The organism is Nevskia soli DSM 19509, assembly GCF_000711955.1.
GTDB classification, from domain to species: domain Bacteria; phylum Pseudomonadota; class Gammaproteobacteria; order Nevskiales; family Nevskiaceae; genus Nevskia; species Nevskia soli.
Genome location: NZ_JONR01000009.1, coordinates 50,295 through 69,038, shown reverse-complemented (window position 1 = coordinate 69,038; position 18,744 = coordinate 50,295). Strand labels below are relative to the sequence as shown.

Below are 18,744 nucleotides of genomic sequence, written 5' to 3'. Positions count from 1 at the left end.
ATATATATTTGACCATGTCAATTAAGTGACCGGGAGCGTGCATGACCGACAACACCAGCAACGCCGCAGGCATCGCCGCCGTCAGGAGATTCAACCGGTTCTATACCCGCCAGATCGGAGTGTTGCGCCAGGGCCTGCTGGACAGTCCGTTTTCCCTGGCCGAGGCGCGGGTGCTGTACGAGATCGCGCACCGGCAACAGCCTACGGCCACCGAACTGGCCCAGGATCTGCAACTCGATGCCGGGTATCTCAGCCGCATCTTGCGCGCCTTCGAAAAGGGCGGGCTGCTGCGCAAGCAGGCCTCACCCACGGATGCGCGGCAGAGCCTGCTTTCGCTCACGGCGGCGGGCCGTAAAGCCCAGTTGGCGCTGGAGGCGGGCTCCAACGCGGAAGTCGGAGCCATGCTGGCCGCATTGCCCGCCGATTCGCGGTCCCGCATCCTGCAGGCGATGCAAACCATCGAGCGGTTGCTCGGCGCCCCGCAAGCCGCGCATGAGCCCTATCTGCTGCGTACGCACCGACCGGGCGATATGGGCTGGATCGTGCACCGGCACGGCGCCTTGTATGCCCAGGAATACGGTTGGGACGAAACCTTCGAGGCCCTGGTGGCGGAGATCGTGGCGAAATTCGTCCAGAATTTCGATCCCCGGCGGGAGCGCTGCTGGATCGCCGAGCGCGACGGGGAAATCCTGGGCAGCGTGTTTCTGGTCAAGCACTCCGCCAGCACCGCGCAGCTGCGTCTGCTGCTGGTGGAGCCCTCGGCGCGCGGACTTGGCATCGGCCGCCGCCTGGTGGAGGAATGCATCCGGTTTGCCCGGCAGTCCGGCTATAGCGACATCACGCTGTGGACCAACGACATCCTGTCGGCGGCCAGGCACATTTATGAATCCGCTGGGTTCAGGCTCGTGGGGGAAAAGCCGCATCGCAGCTTCGGCCATGATTTGGTCGGGCAGACCTGGGAGCTGCGGCTGTAGGGCCAATCAGCAAGGGCCATACGCTTGAGTATGCTAGGGTGGTCGCCAACCACCGGATATTCGAGCGATGTCGAAGCAAGCGCGCGCTGTTGAAGGGTTGATCATCGTCATTACGGGCGCTTCCAGCGGCATCGGCGAGGAGGCGGCGAAGCAGCTCGCGCGGCAGGGCGCCACCGTCTGCCTGGTGGCGCGGCGCGAAGAGGAACTGGCGCGGGTCAAGCGTGAAATCGACGGAGCGGGCAGCAAGGCAGCCGGCGCCAAGGGCAGGGGCAGGGCGCGCAGCAAGGCCTTCGTCTATCCGGCGGACTTGTCCGACAATGCCTCCGTCGAGGCTTGCTGCGATGCCATCCTGGCGCAGCACAAGTGCGTCGACGTGCTGGTCAACAATGCGGGGCGCTCGATCCGCCGTCCGCTGCGCGAGTCGCTGGACCGGCCGCATGACTTCGAGCGGACCATGCAGCTCAATTACTTCGCCGCCATGCGCATGACGCTGCGCCTGCTGGGGCCGATGCTGGAGCGCGGCAGCGGCCAGATCATCAATGTGTCCAGCGTCGCGGCGCTGATGAGCACGCCGCGCTTTTCCGCCTATATCGCCAGCAAGGCGGCGCTCGATGCGTTCTCGCGTTCGCTGCGCATCGAGCTGAACGATTCCGGCATTGCCGTCACCACGCTGAACTATCCGCTGGTGAAGACGGCGATGACCGAGCCGACCAAGATCTACAAGTACCTGCCGCAGATGGATGTGGCGGATGCCGCCGGCTGGATCGTGGACGCGGTGAAGACACGCCCGGCGCGCCGCACCACGCACATGGCGCGGGCCTTCAACATCGCCACGGCGGCGGCGCCGGGTCCGTCGCTGCAGGTGCTCGGCCAGTTCTACTCGCGCATGCTGGGACTCTTGCAGAAGCGCATCACGCGGATCGAACAGAAAGGCAGCTGAAGTACCGAAGCTGCCGCAGGATTCCAGAAACATTCAAAGGTGAAACGCATGCTGTATTCGGAAGTCCTGGACTCGGTGAAGGAGCAGGCGGGCGGCGGTTGGAGCGCCATGGTTTCCGAGGATTGGCTGCAAGGGCGCAGCGTCTTCGGCGGGCTGCAGGCTGGGCTGGCGCTGCGCGCCATGCGCTTCGTGGTGCCGGGCGGCGTGCCTTTGCGCTCTTTGCAGACCACGTTCCTTGCGCCGGTGCCGGCCGGGCCGCTGCATCTACAGGCGCGGGTGCTGCGCGCGGGCAAGAGCGCCACCCATGTCGAAGCCCAGTTGACGGACGGGCAGCAGACCCTTTGTACGGCCATCGGCATCTTCGGCGCGGCGCGGCCTTCCGTGGTGCAGATCGCTCCGGTGCAGCCGGCGGTGGTGTGCGACAAGCCGCTGACTTTCCCCTACATCGCCGGGCTCACGCCCGCCTTTACCCAGCATTTCGACGTGCGCTGGCTGCGCGGCGGGCTGCCGTTCACCGGATCGAAGGAGACGCGCAACGTGCTGGAGATCGGTCTGCGCGATGCGGGCGGCAGCCTCGCCAGCGAGGAGCATGTGCTGGGGATCGCCGACTTCATCCCGCCGATCGCGCTGTCCCTGCTGAAGAAGCCCTCGGTCGGCAGTTCCATGACCTGGATGATCGAATTCCTCGGCAACTACACCGGCGGCCTGCCGCTGCAGGGCTGGCGCATGGATGCCGAGCTCGTCGCGGCCGGCGATGGCTACACCAGCCAGAGCGGCCTGCTGTGGGGGCCGGACGGCAGCCCGGTGGCGTTGAGCCGGCAGAACATGGTGGTGTTCGCCTGAGTCCGGATACGGCAACGATTTGTCACATCGTCTGCATCGGCCTGCCGCAACTCCGCTAGAATCCGCCGGCTTTTCCAACTAGCCAGGAGACATCAGATGTCACGTTCAAGCCTGCTGCGTTGCGCCAGCGGTTCCCTGCTGCTTGCGGCTTCGTCGTTTTTCGCCTCGACCCATGCGGCCGACGCCGTCCAGGAAGTCCGCCTGTACGCGCTCGATTGCGGCCGTATCCAGGTCAAGGACATGGGCATGTTTTCGGATACCGGGGAGTACAACGGCAAGTCAGGCGTGCTGTCCGATCCCTGCTTCGTCATCCGCCATCCCAAGGGCGTCCTGGTATGGGATACGGGTTTAGGCGACAAGCTGGCGGAGACCAAGGGCGGCATCGATATCCCCGTCGGTCACATGCAGGTGGATGTGACCCTGCTGGACCAACTCAAGGCCATCGGCCTGACCCCGGCCGACGTCAGCTACCTGTCGTTCTCGCATACTCACTTCGACCATACCGGGAACGCCAACGAGTTCCCGGGAGCCACCTGGATCCTTAGCAAGGCGGAAATCGCCTGGGCCGAGAGCAAGCCTGGCGCCTTCGTCAATATCGACACCTTCGGCGACTACAAGACCGCCAAGACGCAGATGATCGACGGCGACTATGATGTGTTCGGCGACGGCAGCGTGATGATCCTGAAGACGCCCGGCCACACGCCGGGGCACCAGTCGCTGGAACTGAAGCTGAAGAAATCCGGCGTGGTGATCCTGTCGGGCGACCTGTTCCACCAGCGCGACAACTACAGGTTCCGCCGCGTCCCGCCGTTCAATGTCGAGCGTGCCGACACGCTGGCCTCGATCGATCGCGTCAACACCATCCTGAAGAACACCAAGGGCCGGCTGGTGGTGCAGCACGACGCAAATGACTTCAAGTCGCTGCCGAAATTCCCGAAGTACCTGGATTGACGGTTTGAATTACGGCCCCTCTTGCGCGAAGAAGAGGGGCCTTTCTCCAGTCTGACGGCGTCAGGCCGGACCCGGCTCCAGGAAGCGCTTCACTTCCTCGTCCAGGCTGCTGCGCAGGCTCATCAGCTTGCGGGCATAGCTTTCCAGGCCCTGGTCGTCGTCCGTGGCCGGTTGCCAGGGCTGGACCTTGCACGGCTTGCCGTCCTCGCCCATGGCGACGAAAACGATGACGCAATGGGTGGTCTTCTGGAAGGCGCCGCCCTCGCGCGGGTCGCCGGCCAGTACGTCCACCGCGATGTGCATGCTGCTGTTGCCGGTGTAGATCACCTTGGCGTGTACTTCCACCACGTTGCCGATGTGGATCGGGCGGATGAAGCGGATGCCGCCGACGTAGACGGTGACGCAATACTTGCCGCTCCAGCCCACGGCGCAGGTGTAGCCGGCCTGGTCGATCCACTTCATCACCATGCCGCCATGCACCTTGCCGCCGAAATTCACGTCGCTCGGCTCCGCCAGGAAGCGCAGGCTGATTTCACGTTTGCCGATCTGGGCCAAAACTGGTTCCTCGTGTGCGGGCTGGATGCGGGGTTCGCCGCTTAAAGATACTTCACGCCGGTCAGTTTTTCCGAGAGCGCCCACCAACGGCCCTGCAAATCCGGGTCGCGGGCCAGCTTGCGGCAGCCGACCTTGGTCGGGTAGCCGCGCATCTGCTGCAGGCCGTCGGGACCGATGTAGTCGCCGCCGGCGACGTCCGGCGAGGCCGCGGCATAGAGCGAGGGCAGGGCGCCCATCTCGGCCGGCTGGGCGAAGAGGGCATTGCCGATGTTCATGGCCAGCTTGCCGATGGCGGACTTGTCCAGCGCCGGGCCGACATAGCCGAGATTGGTGGCGGAGTAGCCGGGATGGGCGGCGGTGGCGATGACCTTGGCGCCCGCCTTCTTCAGGCGCCGGTCCAGTTCGAAGGTGAACAGCAGGTTGGCCAGTTTGCTCTTGCCGTAGGCGTCCCAGCGCTTGTAGGGCTTGTGCTCGAAGAAGGGGTCTTCCAGGTCCATCGCCTTGGTCCACTTGTGGGCCATGCTGGCGACCGTGACCACCCGCGAGCCGGGGGTGCCCTTGAGCTTGTCGAGCAGCTGGCCGGTGAGGGCGAAGTGGCCGAAATGGTTGGTGCCGACCTGCATCTCGAAGCCGTCCTTCGTCTTCGCATAAGGCACCGCCATGACGCCGGCGTTATTGCACAGGATGTCGAGGTGCGGGTACTGGGCGGAGAAGGCGGCGGCGAACCTGGCTACCGATTCCAGGCTGGCGAGGTCCAGGGCCATCGTCTCGACCTTGCCCCTGGGCGCCTTCCGCTTCACTTCCTCCACCGCCTTCGCCGCCTTGGCCGGATCGCGGCAGGCCATCACTACCGTGGCGCCAGCGCCGGCCAGGCCGATGGTGGTGTACAGGCCCAGGCCGCTGTTGGCCCCGGTGACGATGGCGATCTTGCCCTTCAACGAAGGCATGTCTGCGGTGGTCCACTTCATGGATAGCTCTCCCGGATGGTGCGGCTTTTGATGTTGTCCCCGGCCCGGAGACTAGCAAGTTTGTGTGAAGCCGGGGTGTAGGCGCCCGCTTCGGGTTTCGGCGCGGCGCGCTACGATAGGGCCTTACTTTCCACTGGAACCGCGTGCGCAAGATCGTTCACATCGACATGGATGCGTTCTATGCCTCCGTCGAGCAGCGCGATGCGCCGGAACTGCGCGGCAAGCCGGTGGTGGTGGCCTGGCGCGGCGGGCGCTCGGTGGTCTGCGCCGCCTCGTACGAGGCGCGTCGATTCGGCATCCGTTCGGCCATGCCGGCACTGCGCGCGGCGCGGCTGTGCCCGGATGCGGTGTTCGTGCCGCCGGACTTCACCCGTTATCGCGCCGTGTCGCGCCAGGTGCGCGAGATCATGCTGACGCACACCGACCTAGTGGAGCCGCTGTCGCTGGACGAGGCCTACCTCGACGTCACCGAGAACAAGACCGGGCTGCCCACCGCGACCCGGGTGGCCAAGGCGATCCGCGACCGCATCCGCGAGGAACTGCACCTGACCGCCTCGGCCGGCATCGCCCCCAACAAGTTCCTGGCCAAGATCGCTTCCGACTGGCGCAAGCCGGATGGCCAGTTCGTGATCCAGCCGCAGGAGGTGGACGCCTTCCTGCTGCCGCTGCCGGTAGGGCGCCTGCCGGGAGTGGGCAAGGTGATGGGGGAGAAGCTGGCGGGCATGGGGGTGGAGACGGTGGCGCACCTGCGCGAAATCGAGCAGCCGCTGCTGGAGCAGCGCTTCGGCCGCTACGGCCTGCGGCTGTACCAGCTGGCGCGCGGCATCGATGATGGCGCGGTCAGTCCGGAGCGGCTGACCATGTCGGTCTCGGCCGAGGACACGTTCGCCGAGGACGTGCTGCTGGGTGAGCTGGCGCCGATGATCCGGCGACTGGCGGAGAAGACCTGGGCGGCCGCGGGCAAGCAGGAGCGCATCGGCCGCACCGTGGTGCTCAAGCTCAAGACTTCCGATTTCCGCATCCTGACCCGCAGCCATACGCCGCCAGTGCCGCCGGCTTCCTGCGAGGAGCTGACGCGCATCGCCCTGTCCCTGGTGGACCGGGTGGGGCAGGGCGCGGAGGTGCGCTACCGCCTGGTCGGGGTGGGCCTGAGCAACTTCCACGAGGCGGACGATCCGCAATTGCAGCCCGAGCTGTTCGAGCCGGAAAACGGCTGAAAAACACCATGCGTGCCATGCGTGCCAAGGTTTTTTGTTGGCACGCATACAGGTGAAGGGCTGCGCGAATGACTCAATGTCATTCGCGGGGCCTGACGAATTCGCCTGGAGCGAATTCGGACCGCCGGAGGCGGCCCCGAAGGGCGCGTCTCAGGGATGAGACGCGCAACGCCCGGCCAGGGATGGCCGGGCCGGGGGTGGGAAATCTGCTGAGGTCTCGCCAGGGATGGCCTGGCTGGTTCCTGTCAACGATGCGCGTGCGACGCGAAATTCCTCCGGCGGGGCGGCCTGCTAAAATGCCGCAACGTTGCCGATGCGACGTGACAGCCGTCCACCGGACGTTGCTGTTTCCCGCTCACCCAAGGAGAACGCGATGGGCAAGAACATGGACACCAAGAAGGACGTCAAGAAGAAGCCGGCCAAGACCATGAAGGAAAAGAAGCAGGCCAAGGCGGAGAAGAAAGCCGCCAAGCGCTAGACCTGCCCAGGTCAGGCCTGCAACCGGGATCGGGTGACCGTCCCGGTTTTTTTGTGCCTGGAATCTTTCGGCCGCCACGACATCCGCCGTGGCATCGCGTCCGATGGGATGGTGCCAAAGGCACTCTGGAAGCTGCACGTTTGCGAAGGGAATCGCCGCGAATGTTGTACGGCAAAGTCGATCAGACCTAAACTGAAGTTCACATCAGGAGAGAGCGGACGATGCCTCGCGGGCGAATAAAAACGAAAAGCAACGCGCCATACCGCATCAAGGATCTGACCGAGATTACGGGGATTTCGAAGGAAGCCGTCCGCTTTTACATCACCCAGGGCCTGCTGCCGCCCGCGGTGAAAACCGCGCACAACATGGGCTGGTATTCCGACCGGCACGTCGAGTTGTTGCGCTTCATCCAGAAGCTGCAGACCGAGCAGTTCCTGCCGCTCAAGGCGATCCGCGCCCTGCTCAACGGCGACCAGAACCTGGATTTCACCGACGCGCAGGGGCGCGCCTTCGAAGACATGCGACGCAAGATCGCCGCCGAAAACCGCGACCTGACGGTTTCCGACGATCCCGCAAGGCTGGCGCAGGAGCTGGGCCTGTCGCGCTGGGAGCAGAAGGAACTGCGCGCGCTCGGCATTGCGGCCGGCGGCACGGTGAGCATCAGCGATGTCGAGATCACCCGGCAGTGGATCGCGATACGCGACGCCGGGCTTTCGCTGGAGCGGGGCTTCAGCCCGGCCAATCTTGGTTACCTCAAGGATATCGTCGAGATCGCGCTGCGCAGCGAGCTGCAGCTCTTCGCCGATCGCATCCGCGAGCTGGACAGCGAGGAAGCGGCGAAGGTCATCGATATCGTGATTCCCGCCCTCAATCGGATTTTCGCGCTGTTCCACGAACGCCGCGTGGAATCCTTCCTGAAGGAGTTGTCCCTGGGCCGGCTGGCCGCCGCGACCGTGACCGAAAGGCGGAAGCCCAGGGCTGCCGCCACCAAGCAGGCGCCGTCCGCCGCGGCAAAGGCGCCCAAGCCGCGTCGCAAACCCGCCGGCGTGAAAGCGGCTCCCCGGGCATCCCGCAACGCCTGAGCGGCGCCCGCGGCGGCAAGCTCAATGGTTGCCGCCGCAATCTGCATCACTGCACCGCAATAACCACTTCTCCTGGGAAGCCGGAAGGACGCGTGCGCGCGTCGTCGCGCGTCCCCTGGATGACAATCCTGGTTGATTAAGTGCGTAGTGCGTAGTATAACTACGCACTATTAGCGATCCGCTACGCGCATGCAGCGCGAATGGCGGGCACATCAGGAGGAGAGACCATGACGACCGCAATGTTAGAAGCCGTTGCCTGGAAGGACGGCAAACGCCACGCCTGGCTGATGGGGCTGCTGATTCCCTCGTTGCCGCTGCTCGGCTGGGCGCTGGTCGCCGCCACCGGCCTGTCGGTGTTCTGGTGGACCGGGCCGATCTTCTACTTCCTGATCATCCCGCCGCTCGAGCTGCTGATCGGGGAGGACCGCAACAATCCTCCGGACGGCGCGGTCGAGCGGCTCGAGAACGATCGCTACTATCGCTACTGCACCTTTCTCTACCTGCCGCTGCAATACGCCAGCCTGATCGGTTCGGCTTACGTGGTGGCACGCGGCGGTTTGTCATGGCTGGACGTGCTGGGCATCGCCTTGACCACCGGGCTGTCCAGCGGTGTGGGCATCAATGCCGCGCACGAACTGGGGCACAAGAAGCCGGCACTGGAACGCTGGCTGGCGAAGGTCGCGCTGGCGCCGACGGCCTACGGGCATTTCTTCGTCGAGCACAACCGCGGCCATCATGTGCGGGTGGCGACGCCGGAAGATCCGGCCAGCTCGCGTCTCGGCGAAAGCTTCTGGGCGTTCCTGCCGCGCACCGTGGTCGGCAGCGCCCGCTCCGCCTGGAATCTCGAAAAGGAGCGGCTGGGACGTTCAGGCCTGGGCCCGTGGACGCTGCGCAACGACGTGCTCAATGCCTGGCTGATGAGCGTGGTGTTGTTCGGCGGACTGATCCTGTGGCTGGGCCCGGTGATCATCCCGTTCCTGCTGATCCAGGCGGCTTATGGCTTCATGCTGCTGGAAGTGGTGAATTACCTGGAGCATTACGGCCTGGTGCGGCAGAAGCAGGCGGACGGACGCTACGAGCGCTGCCAGCCGCAGCACAGCTGGAACAGCAACCACGTCGTCACCAATCTGCTGCTGTATCACCTGCAGCGCCATTCCGATCACCACACCAATCCGACCCGGCGTTACCAGGCGCTGCGGCACTTCGAGCAGTCGCCGCAGCTGCCCTCGGGCTACGCCAGCATGGTTGCGCTCGCCTATATACCGCCGCTGTGGCGCTGGGTCATGGACCGCCGCGTGCTGGCCCACTACCAGGGCGATGTGACGCGGGCCAATGTCTATCCGCCGCAGCGCCGGAAGATCCTTGCGCGCTATGGCGCCGGCGCCGGCCCGCGGGACTGAGCGCGCAGCATGAGCGCTTACCGCTGCCCCGGTTGCGGCTACGTCTACGACGAAGTGAAAGGCGAGCCCCGCGAGGGCTTCCGGGCCGGTACGCCCTGGCGCGCCATTCCGGTTACGTGGTGCTGTCCGGATTGCGGAGTGCGGGAGAAGCCGGACTTCGAGCTGGTGATGGAGCGCACGCCACGAGGCGCATAGCTGCAAGCAATAAAAATTGACAAAGAGCGGCGAAAAAAATGCCGCGTGGATATCGGGCTTGGGGACTTGTGACATGCATCCGAAAGGAACTGGAAGGAGTGGTCTTGGCGTTTTGCTTCTTGCGATCGGTGGACTTGCCGTCTTGCTGCCGGGCAGCGCGGGCGCGCTTGGATTCAAGATTCCCTTCGCCGACAGCGATATCGATGTCAATTCCAACACCACCCTGATCGCGGGCGCCGCGGTCAGGACCGAGTCCCAACGCACCAGCGCAATCGGCAAGAATAATCTGAATCCGAATGTGTGCGGCAGGACGCCCGAGGGTGCGGTGTTCTACCAGGACTGCCAGGGCCTGTTCACCGCGCAGTCCTTCATGGCGGCGCATCTGGCGGCGGCCCCCGGATCCTTCAGCGACAACTTCGACCAGGGCGACCTGAACTACAACCGGGGCGACCTGACCCAGGCCGAGCTGCGCTGGAACCAGGACCTCACGCTCAAGTATGAAGGCTGGACCCTGTTCGCGAAGACCATCGCCTTCTACGATCCGGTCAACTACAACTTCACCGAATACCATCCGAACGAGATCACCAGGGAGAACTACCAGCAGGTCGGCTACCTGTCGACGCCGGGTACGGAACTGCTGCGCGCGGGCCAGAACCTGTCCCTGCTGGCGCCGCTGATCTCGCAGCTGCCGCTGCCGCCCAACATCATCACGCAGCTGCTGGCCAATCCGACGGCCATCCCGCTGCTGGGGCCGCGCACCGATTCCACGCCGTGCCCCGCCAACCGCAACCCGAGCGGCCAGCCTTGCGGCATCGTCTACGGACCCGGCGGCGTGGTCTATTCGAAGCGCAAGGATGCGCAGACCCTGCATGAAATCGGCCTCGGCATCCAGCTGCTGGACCTGAACCTGTCCGGCTCGATTCCGCTGCCGGGCGACCGCGGCCTGCAGGTCAGGGTGGGGCGCCAGCAGGTCATCTGGGGCGAGGCCACGCTGGAATTCTTCGACTCCATCAACGTCCTCAACGCGCCCAACCTGAACAACTTCTTCCGCATCGGCGGCAACGGCCTCGACGATTTCTATCAGCCGGTCAATGCCATCTCTCTTGGCTCGACCATCACTGACGATATCAATGTGTCGGGCTGGTACGCGCTCGAGTTCGAACCGATCGAGCTGCCGGCCGAAGGCGGATTTTATTCGCCGGTCAACCTGGGGACGAAGAACGAGGGACCGGACTATCTGACCATCGGCTTCGCCAATACCACGCCGGACCCCGATGGCATGGGCCGCAACCTGGACAGTCCGCTGTCGCTGATCACCAACACGACTTCGCGCGCGCAGCGCTTGCCGGACGACCGGCCGCCGGGAACTTCCGGCAACTACGGCGTCAAGGTCAACTACAACGCGGAATGGCTGAACAACGGCACCAATCTCGGCTTCTATTTCGCCAACTACACCTCGCGCATCCCCATCGTCAGCTTCTATTCCACCGACGAGAGCTGCGCCAAGAACACCCGCAACACCGCCGAGTTCCTGCTGGCCTGTCTGAACATCCCGCTGGTTCATGGCGTGTTGAAGCCGAATGATCCGGCTGGCGCCACCAGCAGTGCGCTGTCGCTGGACGGCCTCAAGTTCGAGCTCGATTATCCGCGCGCGATCAAGATGCTCGGCTTCAGCTTCAACACCAGCTTCGGCGATGTTTCGATGCAGGGCGAGGTGGCCTACCGGCCCAACGATCCGCTGCAGGTCGATATCGTCGACCTCGCGTTCGCCGGCCTGGGTCCGACCCTGAACAACTGCGATCACCCGCCGGGCTGCTTCGGCAGCACGGTCGGCCTGGGCACCAAGGCCGACGGTTCCGTGGGGCTCTACGGCAACAGCAACTACACCACCAAGAACGGCCCGGGCGCCTTCAACGATACCTATGACCTGATCGTCGGGCAGCTGCCCGGCGCGGGGCGCTCCTTCCCCAACTTCATCATTCCCTATCGCGGCGGGGTGCTGGGCGAGAATCCGCCCAATTCCTACATCCGGGGCTGGGAGCGGTTCCAGACCCTGTCGCTGGATTTCGGCGCGACCTACGTCGAAGGCAATACCGATTTCACGCCGCGGCTGCTGCATGCCAGCCAGGTGATCTGGCTGCCGGAAATCGGCGCGCGCGGCATCCTCAACCTGCCGCCGCTGGACCGGCTGGCGCTGGCCGTGCCCGGAACCTACACCAGCCCGACCGCCGGCGCCGACGGCTCCGGCGCGGACGGCTCGCGCCAGGCCTGCTCGAGCAACGTCGCCTGCCAGTACGGACCGGACGGCTTGCGCTTCAGCCCGCACCAGGCGCCTCTGGGCCTGTATCCCACCAAGTGGTCCGGTGGCGTAGGCGCGGTGATCCTGATCCGCTGGGAAGACATCCTGCCGAACATCAGCCTCGATCCGCAGATCATCATCAAGCATGACTTCTTCGGTCATTCCCCCGGCTACCTGTCGAACTATGTCCAGGGCCGCACGCTGTGGGACACCAATATCGAGGTGCGTTACCGCGACTATCTGTCGATCAATGTGGGCTATCAGCTGTGGGCCGGCGGCGGCGACGCGAATCTGTTCAACGACCGCGATACGGCGAAGTTTTTCGTGAAGTATTCCTTCTGACCCGATGTAAGGCATTGCCCGCTCAGGGCAATCGTGAGTGACGAAACGGAGCTGGAGAATCATGGGCAAGCATCTTTCAAGAATCGCAGGAACGGCTGTACTGCTGTTGTTCGCGCACGCGGCGCAGGCCAGTGTGCCGGCCGACCAGGCGGCCAAGCTGGGCAAGGAACTCACCCCGATCGGCGCCGAGAAGGGCGCCAGCGCGGACGGCCTGGTGCCGGCGTGGACCCCGGCCCAGCAGCACGGCAAGCTCTCCGGCGAATATGCCAGCAGCCCGGAGATCGAGGGCGACAAGCCGATCGCCACCATCACCGCGGCCAATATGGACAAGTACGCGGCCCAGCTCAGCGAGGGCCACAAGTACCTGCTCAAGACCTTCCCGGACTACAAGATGGTGATGTATCCGAGTCACCGCACCGTGGCCTGGCCGGACTTCATCTACAAGGCGACCGCGGTGAACGCGGTGAACTGCACGCTCAGCGGCACCGACGACCCGGATAACTGCAAGCAGGGCTTCCCCTATCCGATCCCCACCGACGGCGCCCAGGTGATCTGGAATCACCGCGTGAAGTGGCGCGGCAACTCGGTGCAGCGCAACAACGATGAAATGATCGTCGACCAGAACGGGCATTCCCAGCTGGCGCAGCTGGTCGAGGACGTGCAGTTCCTCTACGCCAACGAAAAGAACCCGGTGCCGATGGTCAAGGGCAAGGGCCTGTTCCTGTATTACCTGTCGCGCATCATCGCGCCGGCGCGCACCGCGGGCACCATGATCCTGGTCAACGAGAGCGGCGGCACCGGCGCCACCGGCCGCGCGGCGTGGCTCTATGCGCCGGCTCTCAAGCGCATCCGCCGCGCGCCGGCGGTGTGCTGCGACAACCCCTATGAAGGCACCGACGGCCAGGAGTTCTACGACCAGGTCGACATGTTCAACGGCGTGCTGGAGCGCTACACCTGGAAGCTGGTCGGCAAGAAGGAAATGGTCATTCCCTACGACAACTTCAAGATCGCCCGCGCCAAGTACGACACGCTGGTCAGCCCCAACCACTTGAACCAGGATCTGCCCCGTTACGAGACCCATCGCGTCTGGGTGGTGGAAGCGACGCTGCGTCCGGACCAGCGGCATACCTATGCCAAGCGCGTGTTCTATGTCGACGAGGATTCCTGGGACATCGTCATGGTGGACTGCTACGACGCCCACGGCGGCCTGTTCAATTTCCAGGAGGGCATGTCGGCGCCGCAGTACAACGTGCTGACCGCCTTCACGGTGCCGGAAATCATCTATCACTTCGATTCGGGCCGGTACTTCATCACCGCCCTGCAGGCGCAGGGACATCCGAACGACTACAGCGTGCAGTATCCGGACGGGTATTTCACCGACAACGCCGTGCAGCAGCGCGCGTCCAAGTAGTGGCTTGCGGGCGGCGGGCGTGCAAGCGCCCGCCGCCCAGCCGGCGCCCATGCGCCGGCGCGGTACACGCGGCTTCGCGTCCGCTGGATGCGGCTATTTCAATGTTTAGAGCCGGCCGGGATCGTTCCCGTCCGGCTGCTCTGGAGCAAATGCGATGCACGGTGATCCACGCGGCTGGTTTTCGCAGTTCTTTGTCAAGATCACCGAGCCGCTGATCTTTTCCAAACGGCCGCTCACGCTCAGCGTGATCGCCCTGCTGACCCTGTTCCTCGGCTTCGAAGCCTCGCAGCTGCGGCTGGATTCCGGCTTCGAGAAACAGCTGCCGAAAAATCATCCCTACATCCAGGTGCTGAAGAAGTACCAGGACCAGTTCGGCGGCGGCAATACGGTGCTGCTGGCGGTGTCGGAGAAGCCCGGCAAAGGGGATATCTACAACGGCCGCTTCATGGATTCCCTCAAGGTCGCCACCGATGCGGTGTTCTTCCTGCCGGGCGTGGACCGTACCCGCATCAGTTCCCTGTTCACGCCCAATGTGCGCTTCATCGAGGCGGTGGAGGGCGGCTTCCGCGGCGGCAACGTGATTCCCTCGGGATATCAGCCGACGCCGGAAGTGTTGCAGCAGATCCGGGAAAACGTGGCCAAGGCCAATGTCGTCGGCCGCCTGGTTTCCAATGATTTGAGTTCCGCCATGGTGGTGTCGGAGCTGGTCGACCAGAATCCGCGCACCCACCAGAAGCTGGACTATATCCAGGCGGCGCACCTGTTCGAGAACATCCGCGGCAAGCTGACCAGCCCGGAGCTGTTCGAATACACCCTGAAGGCCGACGACGCCCCGTTCAAGGCCGGCGCCGTCATCACCACCGTCTACCAGGATCCGCGCGGGCCGCTGTTTTCGCTGAAGCGGGTCCATGCCACCCTGATCGGCCCGAGCGGCGAGACGGTGGACCGGGACTTCCGCGGCAGCCAGCTTCAGGTGAGCCAGCGCAAGAACCCGGACTACAACCCCGACATCGACGTCGAAGTCATCGGCTTCGCCAAGGTCATCGGCGATGTGGCGGATGCCTCGCTGCAGGTCATCAGTTTCTTCGCCCTGACCGTGTTCCTGGTGTGGCTGGTGCTGTCCTACTACATGGGGTCCTTCGTGGTGTCCCTGTATCCGCTCAGCTGCGGACTGCTCGCCGTGGTGTGGGAGCTGGGCATCCTGCACCTGGCCGGCTACGGGCTGGACCCGTTCGCCATCCTGGTGCCGTTCCTGGTGCTGGCGATCAGCGTCTCGCACGGCATCCAGATCACCAGTTTCTGGTTGCTCGAGGTGTCCGACCGCGGGCTGGATAGTTTCTCCGCCTCGCGCGCGACCTATCGCCGGCTGGTCATTCCGGGCATCACCGCCCTGGTCACCAACATCATCGGCTTCGGCACCATCCTGCTGATCCCCATCGGCATCGTGCGCGAGATGGCGATCAACGCCATGTTCGGACTGCTCGCCGTCATCGTCTGCAAGAAGGTGTTGCTGCCCTGCCTGTTGTCCTACGTGAAGCTGCGCAATCCGCAACGCTTCCGCGATTACCAGCACCGGCGCGACGCCAGGCTCAAGCCGATCTGGCACAAGCTGGCCCTGCTGACGCGCAAGCCGGTGGCGGCGGTGGTCATCGTGCTGGCGATGCTGGCCTGGGGCGGCGCGGAGTGGATCTCGCGCGACCTGCAGATCGGCGAGCTGCATCCCGGCGTGCCTGCGCTGCGGCCGGATTCGCGCTACAACCTGGATTCGGACTTCATCTCGAAGAACTACTCCATCGGCGTGGATATCCTTCAGGTCTATGCCGCCACCAAGAGCAATGGCTGCATCGACTACGACATCATGAACCGGATCAGCCGCTTCGGCTGGTACATGCAGAACACGCCCGGCGTGGTCTCGACCACTTCGATGGCCCTGCTCGATAAAGTGGTGTGGGCGCAATACAACGAGAGCAATCCGCGCTGGCAGCAATTGCCGCGGTCGCAGGACGGCCTGGTGCTGGCGGGTCAGCAGTTCACCACCTCGACCGGCCTGCTCAACGACGACTGCAGCGTGATGCCGACCTATGTCTTCATGAAGGATCACAAGGCGACGACCATCGACGGGGTGATAGCCGCGATCGACCGGTTCACCGCAGGGGGCAAGGGCGACGACGCAGTCACCTTCCAGCTCGCCGGCGGCAACGTCGGCGTGATGGCGGCGACCAATGCCGTGATCAAGAAGACCGAATTCTCGGTGCTGTTCTGGCTTTACGCCGCCATCACCCTCTGCGTGTTCGTCTCGTTCCGCGGCTTCACCAGCATCGTCTGCATCCTGGTGCCGCTGGCGGCGGTGTCGGTCTTCACCTACGCCATCATGGTGTTCCTCGGCATCGGCGAGACCGTGGCGACGCTGCCGGTCGCCGCCTTCGCCGCCGGCATCGGGGTGGACTACGGCATCTACATCTTCAGCGTGCTGGAAGAAAACGTGAAATCGAAAGGCATGAACCTGCGGGAGGCTTACGCCGATACCTTGCACCAGACCGGCAAGGCGGTGCTGGTCACCGGCGCGGCGCTGTCCGCAAGCGTCGCCACCTGGATGTTGTCCGGGCTGCAATTCCAGATCGACATGGGCATCCTGCTGACCGTGATGTTCCTCGCCAACGCCGTAGCCGCGCTGGTCATGCTGCCGGCGTTCGCCGCCTTCCTGATGAAGAATCCCGCCGCCGCTGTGTCCAGAGCGGCCGGCATCAATGCCACCGGGGCCAAACCGTGATCGCCAAACTTCGTTTCATCGATGGCGGTGCGGGTCGCCGCTGGATCGCCCCGGCGCTGCTTGGCCTCTTCGCCGCAAGCGGGGCCTGCCATGCGCAGGGTGCCGATTCCGCCGCGGGCGCGGCCGCCGTGGCCGTCCCGGACTCTCCCCAGGTCAAGCCGACCGCCGCGATGATGGCCGCCCATGCCGAGACCGGCCTGCTGCTCGGCATCGTCGATACCGGTCAGCACCTGGTGGCGGTGGGCGGCAACGGCGATATCGTCACCTCGCCCGACGGCGAGCGCTGGACGCAGGTGCAGACGCCGGTGGATGTGACCCTGACCGGGGTGGCGTTCGCCGACGAGCATCACGGCTGGGTAGTGGGACACGACGCCCTGATCCTGCATACCGCCGACGGCGGCCAGAGTTGGAGCGTGCAGAGCTTTCAGCCGGATCTCAATGCACCGCTGTTTTCGGTGCTGGCGCTGGACTCGCAGCGGGCGCTGGCGGTCGGCGCGTTCGGCACCCTCAAGGCCACCGAAGACGGCGGCGGGCACTGGAGCGATGTCGATGCGCCGGTACTGACCAAGGACAAGCTCCACCTCAATGCCATTACCCGTCTTGCCAACGGCGATCTGTTCATCGCCGGCGAGCACGGCCTGGCGGCGGTCTCCGCGGATGGCCGCGACTGGCACCGGCTGTCGCCGCCCTATGAAGGCTCCTTCTTCGGGGCGCTGCCCTGGGGGAACCGCGGGGCGATCGCCTTCGGGTTGCGCGGCAATGTCTATGTCTCGGACGACGTGCGCGCGGACCATTGGCAAAAAGTGGACGCCCACACCACCAGCAGCTTCTTCGGCGGCCTGGTGCTGCCGCAGGGCGAGGTGGCATTGATGGGCGGCGATGGGGAGATCGTGATTGTCGACGGCAAGGGTGCCGGACGAGTGGTTCGCGACAGCTCCAGCGGGCAGGGACAGGCGACTACCTATGCCGCGGGGATCGACTATCGCAATGCCTTGATCGTGGTCGGCGAGGGCGGGGTTGCCCGCGTTTCCCTCAAATAGGGGACCCGACCGGTTTACGCCAGGCGGGTGCGAGGGTGGGAGGCCGGCCCATGATTTTGCAGGCTTAGGCAAGAGTCCGCGAGGATCGGGTGCCCGTGCCCGGCGGCCGCGGCCCATAATGCGGCGGGCCGTGATTCCTTCCTGCCTCACCCCAGTTGCACTTCAGCAGGTACCGGCGAACCGGCATTCCCCCACGCAATCCAGGAGTCCACGCATGCGTTACAGGAAATTCGGCAGCACCGGCCTGTTCGTTTCGGAATTGTGCCTCGGCACCATGACCTTCGGCGGCGACGGCCAGGTCTGGAGCCAGATCGGCAAGCTGCAGCAGGATGAGGCCGACGCACTGGTCGGCCGCTCGCTCGACGCGGGCATCAATTTCATCGACACGGCCGACGTCTATTCCGAAGGGCGTTCGGAGGTCATCACCGGGCAGGCCCTGCGCAACCTCAAGGTGCCGCGCGAGAAGGTGGTGGTGGCGACCAAGGTGTTCGGCGAGACCGGCGCCAAGGACATCAACTCGCGCGGGCTGTCGCGCTTCCATATCGAGGACGGGGTGAAGGCGAGCCTCAAGCGCCTGCAGCTCGACCATATCGACCTGTACCAGGTGCACGGCTTCGACCCGGCCACGCCGCTGGAGGAGACGCTGCGCGCGCTCGACAACCTGGTGCAGCGCGGTCATGTGCGTTATATCGGCGTGTCGAACTGGGCGGCCTGGCAGATCATGAAGGCGCTGGGCATCTCCGCGCGCTTCGGACTGGCGCGTTTCGAGTCGCTGCAGGCTTATTACACCATCGCCGGCCGCGATCTCGAGCGCGAGCTGATCCCGGCCTTGCGCAGCGAGGGTGTGGGCCTGCTGGTGTGGAGTCCGCTGGCGGGTGGCCTGCTCAGCGGCAAGTACGGCCGCGATGCGCAGCCCGAGGCAGGCAGCCGCCGCACTACCTTTGATTTCCCGCCGGTCGACCTCGAACGCGGTTACGACTGCATCGACGCCATGCGCAAGATCGCGCAGGCAAGGGACGTGTCGGTGGCGCAGATCGCGCTGGCCTGGCTGCTGCACCAGCAGGCCGTCACCAGCGTCATCATCGGCGCCAAGCGGCTGGAGCAGCTGGAGGACAATATCGCCGCGACGGCGATCGTACTGAGCGAAGCGGAGCTTGCCGCGCTCGACGCGGTCAGCGCGCTGCCACCGGAATACCCGGGCTGGATGTTCGCCTTCCAGGGCGGCTATCGGCAGAAGCAGCTCACGGACTCGCTCGCTTCCCGCGGCTGAAGACAGGCC

Annotated in this window: 15 protein-coding genes; 13 read left to right on the top strand and 2 right to left on the bottom strand. The window is 64.8% G+C overall.

All coding sequences use genetic code 11. The features are described 5' to 3' along the window. Window positions 1-41: 41 nt before the first annotated feature. The 4 genes from BP26_RS0105660 (at window position 42) to BP26_RS0105645 (ending at window position 3,708) form a co-directional block, all read left to right on the top strand. A complete protein-coding gene (locus BP26_RS0105660; protein ID WP_029919605.1) occupies window positions 42-974 on the top strand; it encodes a bifunctional helix-turn-helix transcriptional regulator/GNAT family N-acetyltransferase in 933 nt (310 codons plus the stop codon). Window positions 975-1,041: 67 nt separating this feature from the next. Then, on the top strand, window positions 1,042-1,914 hold the full coding sequence (locus BP26_RS26455) for an SDR family NAD(P)-dependent oxidoreductase (protein ID WP_029919604.1): 873 nt from the start codon (window positions 1,042-1,044) through the stop codon (window positions 1,912-1,914). Window positions 1,915-1,962: 48 nt separating this feature from the next. Beyond that, entirely contained in the window at window positions 1,963-2,757 is a 795-nt protein-coding gene (locus BP26_RS0105650) for a thioesterase family protein (RefSeq protein ID WP_029919603.1), read from the top strand. A 96-nt stretch (window positions 2,758-2,853) separates the two neighbouring features. After that, window positions 2,854-3,708 carry an N-acyl homoserine lactonase family protein gene (locus tag BP26_RS0105645; RefSeq protein WP_029919602.1) on the top strand — a complete coding sequence of 285 codons (855 nt, stop codon included), beginning with the start codon at window positions 2,854-2,856 and terminating at the stop codon, window positions 3,706-3,708. A 60-nt stretch (window positions 3,709-3,768) separates the two neighbouring features. Here BP26_RS0105645 and BP26_RS0105640 read toward each other — a convergent pair whose 3' ends face one another. Together BP26_RS0105640 and BP26_RS0105635 are read right to left on the bottom strand one after the other, a co-directional pair. Next, a complete protein-coding gene (locus BP26_RS0105640; protein ID WP_029919601.1) occupies window positions 3,769-4,254 on the bottom strand; it encodes an acyl-CoA thioesterase in 486 nt (161 codons plus the stop codon). Window positions 4,255-4,304: 50 nt separating this feature from the next. Continuing rightward, window positions 4,305-5,231 (bottom strand): oxidoreductase, encoded by a 927-nt coding sequence (locus BP26_RS0105635; protein WP_029919600.1) that lies wholly within the window; start codon window positions 5,229-5,231, stop codon window positions 4,305-4,307. Between the two features lie 143 nt (window positions 5,232-5,374). Between BP26_RS0105635 and dinB the strand changes: the two genes are divergently transcribed. The 9 genes from dinB to BP26_RS0105590 all read left to right on the top strand — a co-directional run bounded on the left by dinB (window position 5,375) and on the right by BP26_RS0105590 (window position 18,735). Further along, window positions 5,375-6,448, top strand: coding sequence for a DNA polymerase IV (gene dinB / locus BP26_RS0105630; protein ID WP_029919599.1), 1,074 nt, complete (start codon window positions 5,375-5,377; stop codon window positions 6,446-6,448). Window positions 6,449-7,147: 699 nt separating this feature from the next. Beyond that, a complete protein-coding gene (locus tag BP26_RS0105620; protein ID WP_029919598.1) occupies window positions 7,148-8,008 on the top strand; it encodes a MerR family transcriptional regulator in 861 nt (286 codons plus the stop codon). Between the two features lie 227 nt (window positions 8,009-8,235). Then, the gene (locus BP26_RS0105615; protein ID WP_029919597.1) at window positions 8,236-9,408 is read left to right on the top strand and encodes an alkane 1-monooxygenase; all 1,173 of its coding nucleotides are present in this window, start codon (window positions 8,236-8,238) and stop codon (window positions 9,406-9,408) included. A 9-nt stretch (window positions 9,409-9,417) separates the two neighbouring features. Further along, window positions 9,418-9,603, top strand: coding sequence for a rubredoxin (locus tag BP26_RS30530; protein ID WP_245611719.1), 186 nt, complete (start codon window positions 9,418-9,420; stop codon window positions 9,601-9,603). Between the two features lie 73 nt (window positions 9,604-9,676). Then, window positions 9,677-12,244, top strand: a complete 2,568-nt coding sequence (locus BP26_RS26450) for a DUF1302 domain-containing protein (RefSeq protein WP_084182842.1) — start codon at window positions 9,677-9,679, stop codon at window positions 12,242-12,244. Window positions 12,245-12,305: 61 nt separating this feature from the next. Beyond that, the gene (locus BP26_RS0105605; RefSeq protein ID WP_029919595.1) at window positions 12,306-13,655 is read left to right on the top strand and encodes a DUF1329 domain-containing protein; all 1,350 of its coding nucleotides are present in this window, start codon (window positions 12,306-12,308) and stop codon (window positions 13,653-13,655) included. A 154-nt stretch (window positions 13,656-13,809) separates the two neighbouring features. After that, window positions 13,810-16,425, top strand: coding sequence for an efflux RND transporter permease subunit (locus tag BP26_RS0105600; protein ID WP_029919594.1), 2,616 nt, complete (start codon window positions 13,810-13,812; stop codon window positions 16,423-16,425). Next, window positions 16,422-17,465 (top strand): YCF48-related protein, encoded by a 1,044-nt coding sequence (locus BP26_RS0105595; protein ID WP_051748396.1) that lies wholly within the window; start codon window positions 16,422-16,424, stop codon window positions 17,463-17,465. Before BP26_RS0105600 ends, BP26_RS0105595 begins: the two co-directional genes overlap by 4 nt. A gap of 214 nt (window positions 17,466-17,679) precedes the next feature. Further along, on the top strand, window positions 17,680-18,735 hold the full coding sequence (locus BP26_RS0105590) for an aldo/keto reductase (RefSeq protein WP_029919592.1): 1,056 nt from the start codon (window positions 17,680-17,682) through the stop codon (window positions 18,733-18,735). The last annotated feature ends 9 nt before the right edge of the window (window positions 18,736-18,744 follow it).

Coding starts and splice junctions, on each gene's coding strand:
- BP26_RS0105660 (WP_029919605.1), top strand. CDS start 42: ATGACCGACAACACCAGCAACGCCGCAGGCATCGCCGCCGTCAGGAGA.
- BP26_RS26455 (WP_029919604.1), top strand. CDS start 1,042: ATGTCGAAGCAAGCGCGCGCTGTTGAAGGGTTGATCATCGTCATTACG.
- BP26_RS0105650 (WP_029919603.1), top strand. CDS start 1,963: ATGCTGTATTCGGAAGTCCTGGACTCGGTGAAGGAGCAGGCGGGCGGC.
- BP26_RS0105645 (WP_029919602.1), top strand. CDS start 2,854: ATGTCACGTTCAAGCCTGCTGCGTTGCGCCAGCGGTTCCCTGCTGCTT.
- BP26_RS0105635 (WP_029919600.1), bottom strand. CDS start 5,231: ATGAAGTGGACCACCGCAGACATGCCTTCGTTGAAGGGCAAGATCGCC.
- BP26_RS0105620 (WP_029919598.1), top strand. CDS start 7,148: ATGCCTCGCGGGCGAATAAAAACGAAAAGCAACGCGCCATACCGCATC.
- BP26_RS0105615 (WP_029919597.1), top strand. CDS start 8,236: ATGACGACCGCAATGTTAGAAGCCGTTGCCTGGAAGGACGGCAAACGC.
- BP26_RS30530 (WP_245611719.1), top strand. CDS start 9,418: ATGAGCGCTTACCGCTGCCCCGGTTGCGGCTACGTCTACGACGAAGTG.
- BP26_RS26450 (WP_084182842.1), top strand. CDS start 9,677: ATGCATCCGAAAGGAACTGGAAGGAGTGGTCTTGGCGTTTTGCTTCTT.
- BP26_RS0105605 (WP_029919595.1), top strand. CDS start 12,306: ATGGGCAAGCATCTTTCAAGAATCGCAGGAACGGCTGTACTGCTGTTG.
- BP26_RS0105600 (WP_029919594.1), top strand. CDS start 13,810: ATGCACGGTGATCCACGCGGCTGGTTTTCGCAGTTCTTTGTCAAGATC.
- BP26_RS0105590 (WP_029919592.1), top strand. CDS start 17,680: ATGCGTTACAGGAAATTCGGCAGCACCGGCCTGTTCGTTTCGGAATTG.